The organism is Kitasatospora hibisci, from assembly GCF_043950205.1.
In the GTDB taxonomy this organism is placed as follows: domain Bacteria; phylum Actinomycetota; class Actinomycetes; order Streptomycetales; family Streptomycetaceae; genus Kitasatospora; species Kitasatospora hibisci.
The window spans coordinates 2,187,355-2,200,080 of sequence record NZ_CP171642.1; the positions used below are offsets into that span (position 1 = coordinate 2,187,355).

Consider the following 12,726-nt stretch of genomic DNA (forward strand, 5'->3'; position numbering starts at 1 on the left):
GTAGCCCACGTCGCCGCGATCTCGGCATCCACGAGGAGGCCCTGCGGTCCTGGGTCCGCCAGGCCGAGGCCGACACCGGAGAGCGGGACGACCGCCTCACCACCGCCGAGCGCGACGAGCTGAAGGAACTGCGCAAGGAAGTCAGGGAGTTGAGGCGCGCGAACGAGATCCTCAAGGCCGCCAGCGTGTTCCTTGCCCAGGAGATCGACCGTCCCCGGACGAGGCCGAGCAGGTGATCGACCACCTGCGAGACGCGACGGAACGCGAACGGCCGAGGTCAGTGGTGCAGGTGGAAGGTGAGCAGTCCGACAGGTGCGCCCTGGACGGTCGTGGGGGTGCCCCGACCTCGGCCGCCGGCTCCGCCGTGGCGGCCGGTGCCGCCGACCGGCTGCTGTTCATCAGGGACGCGCAGAGTGCCGGGCTGACGCTGGCGGAGATCAGGGACGTGTGCGGATCCGGGACGCCGGCCGGGCGCCGTGCGAGCACGTGGCGGCCCTGGTCGTCGCCAACCTGCACGCCGTGGACGAGCGGATCGCCGAGCTCACCCGTACCCGGGTGGCGCGCCAAGCTCGCGGAGACGGCTGCCGCCTCTGATCCGGAGGCCTTCGGCGAGGGCGGCATCTGCCGGATCCTGCGCAGCGGTCACCGCGAGGGTGGGTGAAGGGTCACCGGGCCCGGGCGATGATCTGCCGCAGCGGGATCGGGATCTCGGTGTGACGGTCAGCTGCCCGCCGCAGTACCCGCAGGGCTTGGCGGCGACGCGCGGGGTCGAGGCCGGGCAGGTAGAGGGAGTCGAGGAGCAGTTCCGCGTCGCCGGGCCGGTCGAGCGTGACGGCGAAGCGGCGGCGACGGTCGGTGGCCAACGTGAACCCGGCGGCGGCGAGTGCAGCCCGTGGGCGGCGCAGGGCGTGGTCGTTGGGGTAGCGCAGGGTGCGCCGCAGTGCCAGGAGCAGGGGGACGGCGGTGGCGAGGTCGCTGGCGTGCGGCGGCCGGTTGGCGGGGATGGTGGCGACGAGGAGGCCGCCGGGCGCGAGGACGCGGCGGATCTCGGCGAGTACCGCCGGGAGCGGGGCGAACAGCATGAGCGCCATCGAGCACACGGCGGTGTCGATGGTGCCGGTGCCGAGGGGCAGAGCGGTGGCGTCCGCGCGCACCAGCGGCCCGGCTCCCCGGACCTGGGCGGCGGCCAGCTCGGCCGGTGACCGGTCGAGCCCGAGGTAGCGGATGCCCGGTGGCAGGGCGGTGCGCATGGGGGCGCTGCCGCAGGCGAGGTCGAGGACGGTGCCTTCTGCGGGTACGGTCTCGGCCAGCCACTGGTACGGGTCGACGCTGCGGGCCCGGGCCCGCAGCAGGACCGCCTCGGTGATGCCGGGGCGCTCGGCGTGGAAGGCGTCCAGGTAAGGGCGCCAGCTCAGGTCCGCCCGCCGTCCGCCGCCGCCCTTCACGGTCCTCCCCCGGGCTTCTCGGCGACCAGTAGCCCGTATCCGGCCGTACCGTCGGCGACCACGCGTTCGGCCTGGGCGGTGAGGGCCAGGGCCCTGTCGACGTCCAGGCCGAGGAGTGCCGCCCCGGGGCCGGCGGTGATCCGGTAGGCGCGCAGGCGGGCGTCGATCTGCTCGACCATGCGGCGCAGGGCGTCGTCGTGCCGCTCGGTGCGAATCGGACGCAGGCCGGCGGCGGTGAGGAGGGCGGCGTACTCCTCCAGCGGGCGGGCGTCAGCGAGGCAGGCCACCCAGCCTGCCAGGTCAGCGAGTTGGGGTGGCAGCTCGTCCGGGTGGAGGGTGACGTCGGTGAGGCCGGCGCGGCCGCCGGGGCGCAGGACGCGGGCGATCTCGCGGGCGGCGGTGGGCTTGTCGGGAAAGGTGCAGAACGCGCATTCGCTCACGACGGCGTCGAACGATCCGTCGTCGAAGGGTAGTTGTTCGGCGTCGCCGGTCCGGAAGGAGACCCGGCCGACGAGGCCCGCGTGCCGGGCGGCCTCGCGGGCTCGGGCGACGGACTGCTCGCCGAGGTCGACCCCGGCCACCTCGCAGCCGAACTCGCCGGCGAGGACGAGCGCGGTCGTGCCGGGACCGGACGCCGCGTCCAGCACCCGCATACCGGGCCGCAGCCCGAGCGTCCGGGCGAGGCGGCGAGTGAGGGCGAGGCCGCCGGGGTGGTACGAGTCTCCGAGGACGGCGGCGACGGCATCGCTCTGGTAGGCGGCTGCGCAGCAGGACTTGACCGTCTCGGGGGTGGGTCCGGTGGTCATCACGAGTGGTCCCCATGGTCGCGGGCGTTCTTCGAGCCATGCGGGGAGGGCCGCAGGAGCAGCTGGAGTTCACGGGCGTTGGGGACGACGTCGGCAACGGGCACGCCGGTGAGCTGCTCGCGGACCTGTTCGCGGTAGCCGACGGAGTTGTACGCGCAGAACGGGATGATGCGGCCGTCAGGGGTGAGCATCTCGACGCAGCACTTCATCAGGGTCCGGGCGTTGAGGGTGTAGGGGTCCTGGAAGTCCTGGACGACCAGCATGAACGCCTTGTCGGCGACCTCGCGCAGCGCCTTGGGCAGGTCGATTCCGCAGGTGGCGCAGTCGAGTTGGGTGCTGGTGGTGGCGGTTCCGGGGAAGGCGGAGGCGGACCACAGCTTCTCCAGTGCGCCGCGCAGCCCGGGGTCGGGCAGGGCGCGGTTGGCGATGTAGTCGAGGTGGTCCTCCAGGCTGACGAGCCGGGTGAGCGGGACGGTGTCCCGGCCGTCGGTGAGGAGGTAGCTGATGGAGCGGCAGGTGGGGAAGCAGCAGGGGACGGGGAAGAAGTCGTCAGGCCGCAACAGTTCGGGGAGTTGGGCCGCGAGGGCCTGGATGACGTCGGAGTTGGTGAGGCGGGTCAGCGGGTCGAATTCGAGGTGGCGGCCGGAGTGCGTGACGGGTTGCAGCACGACGCCGCGGACGGCGGGCTGCTGGAGGCCGTGGCGGACGATGGCGCCGAGTTCGTGGTCGTTGAGGTCGCGTTCGATGGCGGCGGCGAGCATGACCCGCAGCCCGGCTGCGGCGCAGGCGTCCAGGGCACGCTGTTTGACCTCCCGCAGGTCCCTGCCGCGGATGGCGAGGTGGGTGGCGCGGTCGAAGCCGTCGAACTGCAGGTACACGATGACGTCGCGCTCGGCGAGGGCCGGTGCGAAGCGCCGGTCGGTGGCGAGGCGGATGCCGTTGGTGTTGAGGACGACGTTGGCGATCGGGCGGGTGCGGGCGGCGTCGATGAAGTCGAGGATGTTTCGGTGGATGCTGGGCTCGCCGCCGGAGAACATCACGACTTCGGGCTCGCCCTCGGCGGTGACGTAGGTGTCGAGCATCTTCTCGACCTGGTCGAGGGTGAGGGAGAAGCCGTCGCTCTGGTGGCCGGAGTCGGCGAAGCAGATCGGGCAGTCGAGGTTGCAGTCGGAGTTGACCTCGATGATGCCCAGGCAGGCGTGCTGCTTGTGTTCCGGGCACAGTCCGCAGTCGGTGGGGCAGCCGTCCCTGACCTCGGTCTGGAAGGCGAGCGGAAGGGTGCCGGGCTTGTTGAAGCGGGCGCTCGCGACGTAGGCGTCCGCGTCGCCGTAGACGAGGGCTTCGAAGGTGCCGTGCTCCTTGCAGCGTTTGCGCAGGTACACCTTGCCGTCGCGGATGTTGGCCTGGGCGTCCACGACGGTCTTGCACAGCGGGCAGACGCTCCTGGTGTATTCCAGGAACACCTCGTCCCGGTCCGTCTTCCGCCGGGGCGATGTGTTCGCGTTATGGGTCATGGGATTGTGCTCCCTTGGGTGAGGATCATCGCGGCATCCACCGCCGCAGCCGCAGCACCGCCCGGGTGACCGCCCGCGCCCGGGGCGTGTTCCGCGAGTGGCGGATCTCCTCGAACGCGGCGAGCCACGGGCCGTCGGCATAGGTCGGGTAGGGGTGGACGGTGGCGGCCAGCCGCCTGGGCGTCCAGCCGGCGCGGACGGCGTGGGCGAGTTCGACGATCACCTCGCCCGCACGCGGCCCGGCCACGGTCGCGCCGGTGATCCGCCCCCGGGCGTCCAGGACGAGCCGGGTGAACCCGTCGGTCGCGTCCTCGGTTACGGCCCGGTCCACCCCGTCGTGCCGCAGCAGCCGGGTTCGCTCTCCCGACCCGGCAGCTCCGACCTGGGCGATCTCGGGGTCGGTGAAGACCGTGTACGGGACGGCGCGGTAATCCCGGCGCCGGGGCACCCCGAGCAGCCCGCCGAGCACCGCGTCGGCGGCCTGGACCGCGGCGACGTGCGTGAACGGCATCGGGCCGGCGACGTCCCCGGCGGCGTGGATCCGGGAGTTGGCGGTGCGCAGCCGCGCGTCAGTGGCGATCAGCCCTCGGCGGTCGGTCCGCACACCGGCCGCGTCCAGGCCCAGACCGTCTGTGCTGGGCCGACGGCCCGTGGCGACCAGAAGCGCGTCGAAGGCGACCGTGACGGCGGCACCGTCCGCGGTCGCGAGGTCCGCCTCGCCGGGCCGCACCGAGCGCAGCTTGGCCCCGGTGTGCACCCGGACGCCCTCGGCGGTGAGCCTGCGGGCGAGGAGGTCACCCGCCATCGGGTCCATGGCGGGCAGCAGTCCGCGCTCGGCCTCGACGAGGGTCACCCGGGAGCCGAGCCGGGCGAACGCCTGGCCCAGCTCGCACCCGGAGGCCCCGCCGCCGACGACCAGCAGCCGGTGCGGGAGCTCGTCCAGCTCCCACACACTGTCCGTCGTCAAGGCCCAGGCCTGCGCCAGCCCCGGAACCGGAGGGAGGACCGGCCGTGAGCCCGTGGCGATCAGGGCCCGGTGGAAGGGCAGCCGCCGCCCTGCGGCCTCGATCCGCCGGCGGCCGGTGAAGCGGCCGCTCCCGGTGACGACCTCCACACCGAGCCGGGCCAGGGCTTGCGCCGAGTCGTGCGGCTCGATCGCCGCGATCGCCGCCCGCACGCGCTCCTTGACCGCCCGCCAGTCCACCGGTCCGGTGGACGGCTCGAAGCCGTACCGGTTGGCGCGGCGGATGGTGTGGATGTCGGCCGCGGCGTGCAGCAGCGTCTTGCTGGGCACGCACCCGGTCCAAAGGCAGTCGCCACCCAGCCGGTCCCGCTCGATGAGTGCGACCCGGGCGCCGAGGTCGGCGGCGAGCCGGGCGGCGGTCAGCCCGGCACTGCCGCCGCCGACCACCACCAGGTCGAAGCGCCCGCGCCAGGTCACGTCGGCTGCTCCGGGGTCTCTTCGACCCGCACGCCGCGCCAGAACGCAACGTGGCCCTTGATCCTGCGGGCGAGGATGGACGGCCGCGGGTAGCACCAAGCGGCGTCCGGGTTGGCCTCGCCGTCGACGCTCACCGTGTAGTACCGGGCGATGCCCTTCCACGGGCACAGCGCCCTGGTCGGTGACTCGGTGAAGTACCGCCGGTCGAGGGAGTCGGGCGGGAAGTAGTGGTTGCCCTCGACCACCTCGGTGCGGTCCGTCTCGGCGAGCCTCACGCCGTTCCACACTGCGCGCATCATCGCGGTTCGACTCCTCTAAGGCCGCCGAGCAGGCGCCCGCCACGGCGGATGCCGCTGTTGAAACTCGCCAGCGCGAGCAGCGCGCCGAACACCAGGTGCACGACCACCTCGAACGGCTGATCGGGCATCAGGAAGGCGTGGAACGCGGCGCGGCCGAGGATCTGGAAGTTGACGATGTACAGCAGACCTCCGTAGACGAGCCCGGCGAAGGCGAGCGCCCCGTTGGTGCGCAGCCGGGACACCAGGGCGACGAACACCGCGCCGAACAGCACGGACAGGGCCATGTGGAGAGCCAGGCCGACAGGGGCGCTGGCCGACCCGTTCATCATGGCGTCATCGCCCTTGACCAGCGTGGAGATCACGAGCAACGGCGTGTTGGCGGGCTTGCCGATGCTGGTGGTGAACCACATCGTGGCGCCAGCGAACAGCATCCCGGCCCCGAGACCGCCGACCGCCGACCGCCGACCGCCGACCGCCGACCGCCGACCGCCGACCGCCGACCGCCGACCGCCCTGCGTACCAGCTCGCCGGCACCGATTCGGATCCGCAGCGCGGAGTGGCTTGCATGCCTGGACATCAAACGCTCCTCGTCGTCTGTACCGGCCCGGCAGCGTGGTACCGGATCCGGCCCGTGGGCTTCGTGCACCTCACCTCCACGTTGGCTCTCCCGCTGCTCCGCGCGCATGGACACTTTCGGTGAGGCGACAATGTCCACGCTCCCACCGGGGTCGGCGCCTACGGTTGCGGTCACGACGGCATGGTCCCGCGGACGAGGGAGCGGCGATGAGCGAGCAGCAGACGGACGTGGTGGTGATCGGCCTGGGCCCGGGCGGTGAATGCGTCGCCGGTCGCCTCGCGGAGGCCGGGCTCGACGTGGTGGGCGTCGAGGCGGAACTGGTGGGCGGGGAAATTCGTACTGGGGCTGCGTCCCGAGCAAGATGACGATCCGCGCCGGGCACCTTCCCCCAGCCTTCGGCCGGGAGGTGCCCCCATGCCGAAGCGCGGCGCGTGCCCGCCGTGGCCGGGTGCTCGGAGGTGCTGTCCGACTGGGCGCCGGTCGCCGCCCGCATCCGCGACGAGGCTCCGACGACTGGGACGACCAGGTGGCGGTCGACCGGCTCACCGGCAAGCTCGCGAACTCGGCCGAGCCGTATTGCGGACCCCTGTCCGAGTGGAAGATCACGCCGTCGACCCGGCCGCCTCGGGCAGCCACCGCGGCCTCCAGAGCGTCGGCGACCAGCCGGGTACGCGTGTGGTCCGCGATGGTGTCCCGCCGAGTGGTGTAGCAGGGATCTTGGTGCAACTCCCGGGCCATGAAGGAGCCATCGCGCAACTCTCGGAGTAGGAAGGCTCGTTGAGTGAGAGGTGCGCGATGGCCTTGTCCCAGTCTGACTACTCCGCCTCATGGAGTCACTGCGTACGGCGCCCTCGCCCAGCGGATCCTGCAGGAGCTGATCGAGGCCGAGGCCACCGCCCGGATCGGCGCCGAACCCGGCGAGCGCACCGATGCCCGCACCACCTGGCGCAACGGCCACCGCGACAAAACGCTCACCACGCAGGCCGGCGACCTGGAGCTGGCCATCCCCAAGGTCCGCACCGGCAGCTTCTTGCCCAGCCTCCTGGAGCGCCGGCGCCGCATCGACCAGGCCCTCTACGCGGTCATCATGGAGGCCTACGTCCTGGGTGTGTCCACCCGCTCGGTCGACGACCTGGTCAAGGCCCTCGGCGCGGACACCGGCATCTCCAAGAGCGAGGTCTCCCGGATCTGCGCCGACCTGGACGAACAGCTCACCGCCTTCCGCACCCGGCCGCTCGATCACACCCGCTTCCCCTACGTCTACCTGGACGCCACCTACTGCAAGGCGCGGGTGAACCACCAGATCGTCTCCCGGGCAGTTGTCGTCGCGACCGGGATCACCGAGGACGGCGGCCGCGAGGTCCTCGGCGTGATGGTGGGCGACAGCGAGACCGAGGTGTTCTGGGCCGAGTTCCTGCGGTCCCTGCGCGAGCGCGGCCTGACCGGCGTCCGCCTCGTCATCGGCGACCACCCCAGCGGACTGGTCAAGGCGATCCGCAAGGTCATGCTCGGTGCCGCCTACCAGCGCTGCCGCGTTCACTTCCTGAAGAACGCCTTCGCGATCATCCCGAAGGAGGCGGCCGAGATGGTCGCCGCGACCATCCGCACGATCTTCGCCCAGCCGGCCGAGGCCGCGGTCCGAGCCCAGCTGGACACCGTCGCCGACATGCTCGGCAAGCAGTTCCCCAAGGTCAAAGCGATGCTGCTGGAGGCCAAGGACGACCTGACCGCCTTCACGGCCTTCCCCGAGCGACAGTCGAGTCGGCACGGAGCGCAGTGCCGGGATCGCTCCCGGTCCGTCTCTCCGGGCCGCTCGCCGAACCCGCCGTGCGCCTCTCGACGCAACGGGTTCTCCACGAAGACTGCCGTCAATCGGTCTGCGGCGCCCAGGGGGTGGGGATGCGAGCGCCTCGCCATCGGTAGCGGGTCACGGTGACCTTGCCCATGTCGAACAGCTCGATCCCGTCCGCCGCGATCGGCAGCCATCGCCCGGTGGGGGGCGGTGAACCTGCGGCGGACGTCCTTCCACTTCCAGCGGTGGCGGGTGCGGAGCATCCGGAACAGCCGCCACCAGATGAAGCTGGCCAGCGCGCTGAACTGGTTCTTCGCCACCGCGTGCCGGAAGTAGGCGGACCATCCGCGTGTGATCTGGTTGATCCGGATCAGCACGGACCTGAGGTCCTGTTGCGACGTCCTGTGCGTCAGCGCACGGATCTTCGCCTTCAGCTGCCGGACGGGCCGGGCGGCGATGAAGGTGTAGACGTGCCACTTGTCCGTGCCCCTCTTGCGGCGCCACTGGACGTGGAACCCCAGGAAGTCAACGCCGTCGGCCAGGTACACCACCTGGGTCGTTCCAGCCGCCCACGGAGGCGTTCCGGTACACGCTCGCGCGAATACCCGCCGTCAGGGAACCCTGGCTGCGGGCGATCCAGGACCGAGCACGCTGATCCGTCGGGCGGCGCCGGGCGGGGAGGTCAGCTGCCCTGCTGGACCACACCGCGGGTGGAGAAGGTGACGGGGTCGCCGCTGGTGAAGTCACCCGGCGGGATGCCGGGGTGGTGGCCCTCGCCGGGGTGGGGCTGGTCGTCGCGGGCGGCGAGGGCGAGGCGGGAGACGATGCGGTAGCGGTCGCCGCGGTAGAGCGAGTGGGCGTACTCGACCGCTCGGCCGCGGGTGTCGGTGGTGAGGCGTTCGAAGAGCAGGGCGGGGGAGAGTTCGGGGACTTCGAGGAGGTCGGCCTCGGCGCGGGTGACGACGGTGGGTTCGATCGACTGGACCGCCTGGTTGACGTGGACGCCGTGCCGGTCGCGCAGGTGCTCGTAGAGGTCGCCCTGCTCCAGTTCGCCACTGGTCAGGCCAGGGGCGAGGTCGGCCCGGACGTGCAGGTGCTCGATCGCCATCGGGATGCCGTCGACCAGGCGCAGCCGGGCGACGTAGAAGATCTCGGCGGCTGGGGAGACGCGGAGCTTGCGGCTGACGCGGGCGCCGGCCGGCTGGGTGCTGAACTCCAGCAGCCTGCTGGTCCACACCCCGCCGGCGCGCGGGAGGCTGAAGGCGTTCCGGTCGGAGACCAGCTCCTGGGTGATCTTCTCCACGGCCACGAACATGCCCCGCCCGTGCTCGCGGACGAGCATTCCCGCGACGACCAGTTCGTCGACCGCCGCCCGCAGCGTAGGGCGTGAGACCCCGAGCCGGGAGCAGAGGGCACGCTCGGACGGGATGGCGTCGCCGGGGTGTCTCGCCTCGATGAGTTCCAGGATCGCGTCGCGGACCCGCTCGCGCTTCAGCATCGCGCCGGAGGCAGCCGAGTCGATCTCCATGCAGGGCTCTCGTTCGTCGTCGGTACGTTCGCGTTCGCTGGTCAACTATAACTGGTCAGCTGGTCAGGTTGCGCCAACATTGCGCCAGCTCCGAGGTTGTCCGACCCCTCCATCGCACCGACCGGCGAAAAGTCCGTCGCTGCGGGAGGGGTTGACGGCATCAGTGGTCTATGCCACCTTCATCCCGCGCCAACTGGTAAATACTTGACGGCCAATTGGTCAGGTCGAGATCTACCTCTCGTTCTCATGCTCCCCAGAGGTGAACCATGAAGCACCGCCCTCTTGCCCTGCTCGGCGCCGCCCTGCTGAGCGCCGGACTCGTCTCCTGTTCCTCGTCCGGCGCCGACACCGGCCAGAAGGCCGGCGGCCCGACCGTCCTCGACGTCTGGCTGATGCGCGACAGCGCCTCGGAGGCCTTCCAGAAGGAGTTCGAGGCAGGCTTCGAGAAGGACCACCCAGAGATCGACCTCAAGATCCAGATCCAGGAGTGGGAGGGCATCGGGGAGAAGGTCACCGCCGCCCTGGCGAGCAACGACGCCCCCGACGTCATCGAGGTGGGCAACACCCACGTCGCCCAGTACGCCCAGAGCGGCGGCCTGACCGACCTCGGCGGAAAGGTTGCCGACCTCGGCGGCGCGAGCTGGCTCAAGGGCCTCGCGCAGCCCGGCGCCTGGGAGGGCAAGCAGTACGGCATCCCGTACTACGCCGCCAACCGGGTGGTCATCTACCGCACCGACCTGTTCCAGGCCGCGGGCATCGACGCCACCCAGATCAAGACGCGCGAGCAGTGGCTCGCCGCGACCGAGAAGCTCAACAAGGACGGCGTGCAGGGTATCTACCTGCCCGGTCAGAACTGGTTCGCCCTGGCCGGCTTCGTCTGGGACGAGGGCGGCGACCTCGCCGTCCGGGAAGGCGGCAAGTGGAAGGGCGGCCTGGACAGCCCCGAGGCGCTGCGGGCGGTGGAGTTCTACCGACAGCTCCAGGCGCTCGGCAAGGGCCCCAAGGACTCGGACGAGTCCCGGCCGCTGCAGGCCGAGGTGGTGGCCAAGGGGCAGGTCGCCCAGGTGATCGCCACCCCGGGCGGGGCGAGCGTGATCGCGCAGAAGAACCCCGAACTCAAGGGCAAGCTCGGCTTCTTCCCCATCCCTGGCAAAACCGCCGACACTCCGGGCGCCGTCTTCACCGGCGGCTCCGACCTGATCGTGCCCTCCGTCTCCAAGCGCCAGAAGGAGGCGTACACCTTCATCAAGGAGCTCGCTGGTGACGCCTGGCAGAAGAAGCTCGCCCTCGCGATGAGCTACGTCCCGAACAAGACCACCCTGGCCGTTTCCGTCGCCTCCGACCCGGGCGCCGCGGCGATGGCAGTCGGCGCCGCCAACGGACACGCCACGCCCAACACCCCGCAGTGGGCGGCGGTCGAGGCCAAGAACCCGATCAAGGACTACATGACGGCCGTGCTCATCGGACGCGACCCGAAGGCGGAGGCGGCCAAGGCCTCCCAGTCCATCACCACCACTCTCAACAGCGGCTCCTGACTGATGACCACCGAGCACTCCCGGCGCCTGCCCCGCAGGCGCCGCCCCTCCCTCGGCCCGTACCTGCTGATCGCACCGGCGGTCCTGGGCATGCTCTACCTCCTGCTCTACCCCTTCGGCCGGGCCCTGCTGATCTCCTTCCAGGACTTCCGGCTGCGCGAACTGATCAGGGGCGACGCCGAGTTCGTGGGGCTGCGCAACTACCAGACCCTGCTGGCCGACCCGAGGTTCTGGGACGTCGTGCGCCGCACGTTCCTGTTCATGGCCGTCAACGTCGTCCTCATCATGGTCCTCGCCACGCTGGTCGCGCTGATGATCGAACGCCTAGGCAGGATCGGCAGGGCCGTGGTGATCAGCTCGCTGGTGCTGGTGTGGGCGGTCCCCGTGGTGGCCGCCACCACCGTCTTCCAGTGGTTGTTCCAGTCCGAGTTCGGCATCGTCAACGAGATCCTCACCGACCTCGGCTTCACCTCCTTCGAGGGCTACACCTGGTTCGCCAACGGCCACGCAGCCTTCACGATCCTCGTCGTCCTCGTCGTGTGGCAGTCGGTGCCGTTCGCCGCCATCACCCTCTACTCGGCCCTCACCACCGTGCCCGAGGAGCTCTACGAATCCGCGTGCCTCGACGGCGCCGGCGGCCTGAGGATCTTCCGCTCCGTCACCTTCCCGCTGGTGCGGCCGATCTTCATGCTCGTGCTCTCGCTGGAGGTGATCTGGACCTTCAAGGCCTTCGTCCAGATCTGGGTGATGACCCGGGGCGGACCGGGCGACGCGACCACCATCCTGCCGGTGTACGCCGCCCAGACCGCGCTCGCCAACCAGCGCTACGACCTCGGAGCGGCCGCCTCCATGGTCACGGTCCTGCTGATGAGCGGTGTCCTCGTCCTCTACTTCCGCCAAGTGTTCCGCCAGGAAGGGGAGCACCTGTGACCACGACCCGCAGGCCCGCTCCGCGGCGCGCGCTGCGCCGGCTCCCGCTGTACACGGCGGCCGCCCTGACGGTGGCGATCTGCCTCTTCCCCGTCTACTGGATGGTCGCGACCGCGTTCAAACCGTCCCGGGACATCCAGTCCTACGAACCCCGCCTGATCCCGCGGGAGTGGACCTTCGACCACTTCCGTACCGCGATCCAGGCCGACAACTTCGCCCTGTTCTGGCGCAACAGCATCCTGGTCACCCTCGGTGCCGTACTCCTGGCACTGGTGGTCGCGCTCGGCGCCGCGTACGCCGTGGCACGGCTGCGGTGGCGCGGCCGCCGGCAGTTCATGGTGGCGGTGTTCATCGCCCAGATGGCGCCGTGGGAATCGCTGATCATCCCGATCTACATCATCTCCCGCGACACGAACATGCTGGACCGGTTGCCCACGCTCACCCTGGTCTACTTCATGATCACGCTGCCGTTCACCGTGGTCGTGCTCCGGGGCTTCATCGCCGGCATCCCGCCCGAACTGGAGGAGGCGGCGCAGGTCGACGGCTGCACCCGGGTCGGGGCCTTCCGCCGGGTCGCGTTCCCGCTGCTGGCCCCCGGCCTGATGGCCACCTCGCTCTTCGGCTTCATCACCGCCTGGAACGAGTTCACCTACGCCAACTTCCTCATCATCAAGCAGCAGGACAGCCGCACCCTGCCGGTCTGGCTCTCCTCCTTCCAGACCACGTTCGGCACGGACTGGGGGGCCACCATGGCGGCCTCCACCCTCTTCGCGCTGCCCGCGCTGATCGTCTTCCTCGCTCTCCAGCGCCATGTGACCTCCGGCCTCACCGCCGGAGGGGTCAAGGGCTAGACCCGCAC

14 protein-coding genes and 3 pseudogenes are annotated in these 12,726 nt (G+C 70.9%); 8 read left to right on the forward strand and 9 right to left on the reverse strand.

Annotation, left to right across the window (positions count from 1 at the left end):
* Positions 1–41 precede the first annotated feature (41 nt).
* Both ACF9IK_RS09290 and ACF9IK_RS09295 read left to right on the forward strand, forming a co-directional pair.
* Positions 42–236: a hypothetical protein gene (locus ACF9IK_RS09290; protein ID WP_395298520.1), complete on the forward strand. Its 195-nt coding sequence runs from the start codon at positions 42–44 to the stop codon at positions 234–236.
* Between the two features lie 211 nt (positions 237–447).
* Complete coding sequence (locus tag ACF9IK_RS09295) at positions 448–594, forward strand: hypothetical protein (RefSeq protein WP_395293773.1); 147 nt, start codon at positions 448–450, stop codon at positions 592–594.
* Positions 595–665: 71 nt separating this feature from the next.
* On the opposite strand, the gene ACF9IK_RS09300 is transcribed toward ACF9IK_RS09295, so the two are convergent.
* Genes ACF9IK_RS09300 through ACF9IK_RS09325 form a run of 6 tightly spaced genes read right to left on the reverse strand, consistent with a single transcriptional unit; the run spans position 666 to position 5,936 of the window.
* Positions 666–1,445 carry a class I SAM-dependent methyltransferase gene (locus ACF9IK_RS09300; protein ID WP_395293774.1) on the reverse strand — a complete coding sequence of 260 codons (780 nt, stop codon included), beginning with the start codon at positions 1,443–1,445 and terminating at the stop codon, positions 666–668.
* The gene (locus ACF9IK_RS09305; protein WP_395293775.1) at positions 1,442–2,251 is read right to left on the reverse strand and encodes a class I SAM-dependent methyltransferase; all 810 of its coding nucleotides are present in this window, start codon (positions 2,249–2,251) and stop codon (positions 1,442–1,444) included. The genes ACF9IK_RS09300 and ACF9IK_RS09305 overlap by 4 nt, the downstream gene beginning before the upstream one ends.
* On the reverse strand, positions 2,251–3,765 hold the full coding sequence (locus tag ACF9IK_RS09310; protein ID WP_395293776.1) for a radical SAM protein: 1,515 nt from the start codon (positions 3,763–3,765) through the stop codon (positions 2,251–2,253). The genes ACF9IK_RS09305 and ACF9IK_RS09310 overlap by 1 nt, the downstream gene beginning before the upstream one ends.
* Before the next feature lie 25 nt (positions 3,766–3,790).
* Positions 3,791–5,206 carry a dihydrolipoyl dehydrogenase family protein gene (locus tag ACF9IK_RS09315; protein ID WP_395293777.1) on the reverse strand — a complete coding sequence of 472 codons (1,416 nt, stop codon included), beginning with the start codon at positions 5,204–5,206 and terminating at the stop codon, positions 3,791–3,793.
* The gene (locus tag ACF9IK_RS09320; RefSeq protein WP_395293778.1) at positions 5,203–5,505 is read right to left on the reverse strand and encodes a DUF427 domain-containing protein; all 303 of its coding nucleotides are present in this window, start codon (positions 5,503–5,505) and stop codon (positions 5,203–5,205) included. Before ACF9IK_RS09320 ends, ACF9IK_RS09315 begins: the two co-directional genes overlap by 4 nt.
* Positions 5,502–5,936 (reverse strand): hypothetical protein, encoded by a 435-nt coding sequence (locus ACF9IK_RS09325; RefSeq protein ID WP_395298792.1) that lies wholly within the window; start codon positions 5,934–5,936, stop codon positions 5,502–5,504. Before ACF9IK_RS09325 ends, ACF9IK_RS09320 begins: the two co-directional genes overlap by 4 nt.
* 352 nt (positions 5,937–6,288) lie before the next feature.
* Here ACF9IK_RS09325 and ACF9IK_RS09330 point away from each other — a divergent pair, with 352 nt between their 5' ends.
* The gene (locus ACF9IK_RS09330) at positions 6,289–6,447 is read left to right on the forward strand and encodes a hypothetical protein (protein WP_395298793.1); all 159 of its coding nucleotides are present in this window, start codon (positions 6,289–6,291) and stop codon (positions 6,445–6,447) included.
* Between the two features lie 184 nt (positions 6,448–6,631).
* Here ACF9IK_RS09330 and ACF9IK_RS09335 read toward each other — a convergent pair.
* A pseudogene (locus tag ACF9IK_RS09335) lies at positions 6,632–6,772 on the reverse strand (IS3-like element ISRhosp1 family transposase); the annotation flags it as partial.
* A gap of 105 nt (positions 6,773–6,877) precedes the next feature.
* Between ACF9IK_RS09335 and ACF9IK_RS09340 the strand changes: the two are divergent.
* Positions 6,878–7,829 (forward strand): annotated as a pseudogene (locus ACF9IK_RS09340) (IS256 family transposase); the annotation flags it as partial.
* Positions 7,830–8,084: 255 nt separating this feature from the next.
* Positions 8,085–8,210 (forward strand): hypothetical protein, encoded by a 126-nt coding sequence (locus ACF9IK_RS09345; protein WP_395293779.1) that lies wholly within the window; start codon positions 8,085–8,087, stop codon positions 8,208–8,210.
* On the opposite strand, the pseudogene ACF9IK_RS09350 reads toward ACF9IK_RS09345, so the two are convergent.
* Together ACF9IK_RS09350 and ACF9IK_RS09355 are read right to left on the reverse strand one after the other, a co-directional pair.
* Positions 8,150–8,425: pseudogene (locus ACF9IK_RS09350) on the reverse strand (group II intron maturase-specific domain-containing protein); the annotation flags it as partial. The gene ACF9IK_RS09345 and the pseudogene ACF9IK_RS09350 overlap by 61 nt on opposite strands.
* A 131-nt stretch (positions 8,426–8,556) precedes the next feature.
* Positions 8,557–9,402, reverse strand: coding sequence for a GntR family transcriptional regulator (locus ACF9IK_RS09355; protein ID WP_395293780.1), 846 nt, complete (start codon positions 9,400–9,402; stop codon positions 8,557–8,559).
* Between the two features lie 266 nt (positions 9,403–9,668).
* Here ACF9IK_RS09355 and ACF9IK_RS09360 point away from each other — a divergent pair, with 266 nt between their 5' ends.
* Genes ACF9IK_RS09360 through ACF9IK_RS09370 form a run of 3 tightly spaced genes read left to right on the forward strand, consistent with a single transcriptional unit; the run spans position 9,669 to position 12,718 of the window.
* The gene (locus tag ACF9IK_RS09360) at positions 9,669–10,937 is read left to right on the forward strand and encodes an extracellular solute-binding protein (protein WP_395293781.1); all 1,269 of its coding nucleotides are present in this window, start codon (positions 9,669–9,671) and stop codon (positions 10,935–10,937) included.
* A 3-nt stretch (positions 10,938–10,940) separates the two neighbouring features.
* Positions 10,941–11,867, forward strand: coding sequence for a carbohydrate ABC transporter permease (locus tag ACF9IK_RS09365; protein WP_395293782.1), 927 nt, complete (start codon positions 10,941–10,943; stop codon positions 11,865–11,867).
* Entirely contained in the window at positions 11,864–12,718 is an 855-nt protein-coding gene (locus tag ACF9IK_RS09370; protein WP_395293783.1) for a carbohydrate ABC transporter permease, read from the forward strand. The genes ACF9IK_RS09365 and ACF9IK_RS09370 overlap by 4 nt, the downstream gene beginning before the upstream one ends.
* Positions 12,719–12,726: the final 8 nt, after the last annotated feature.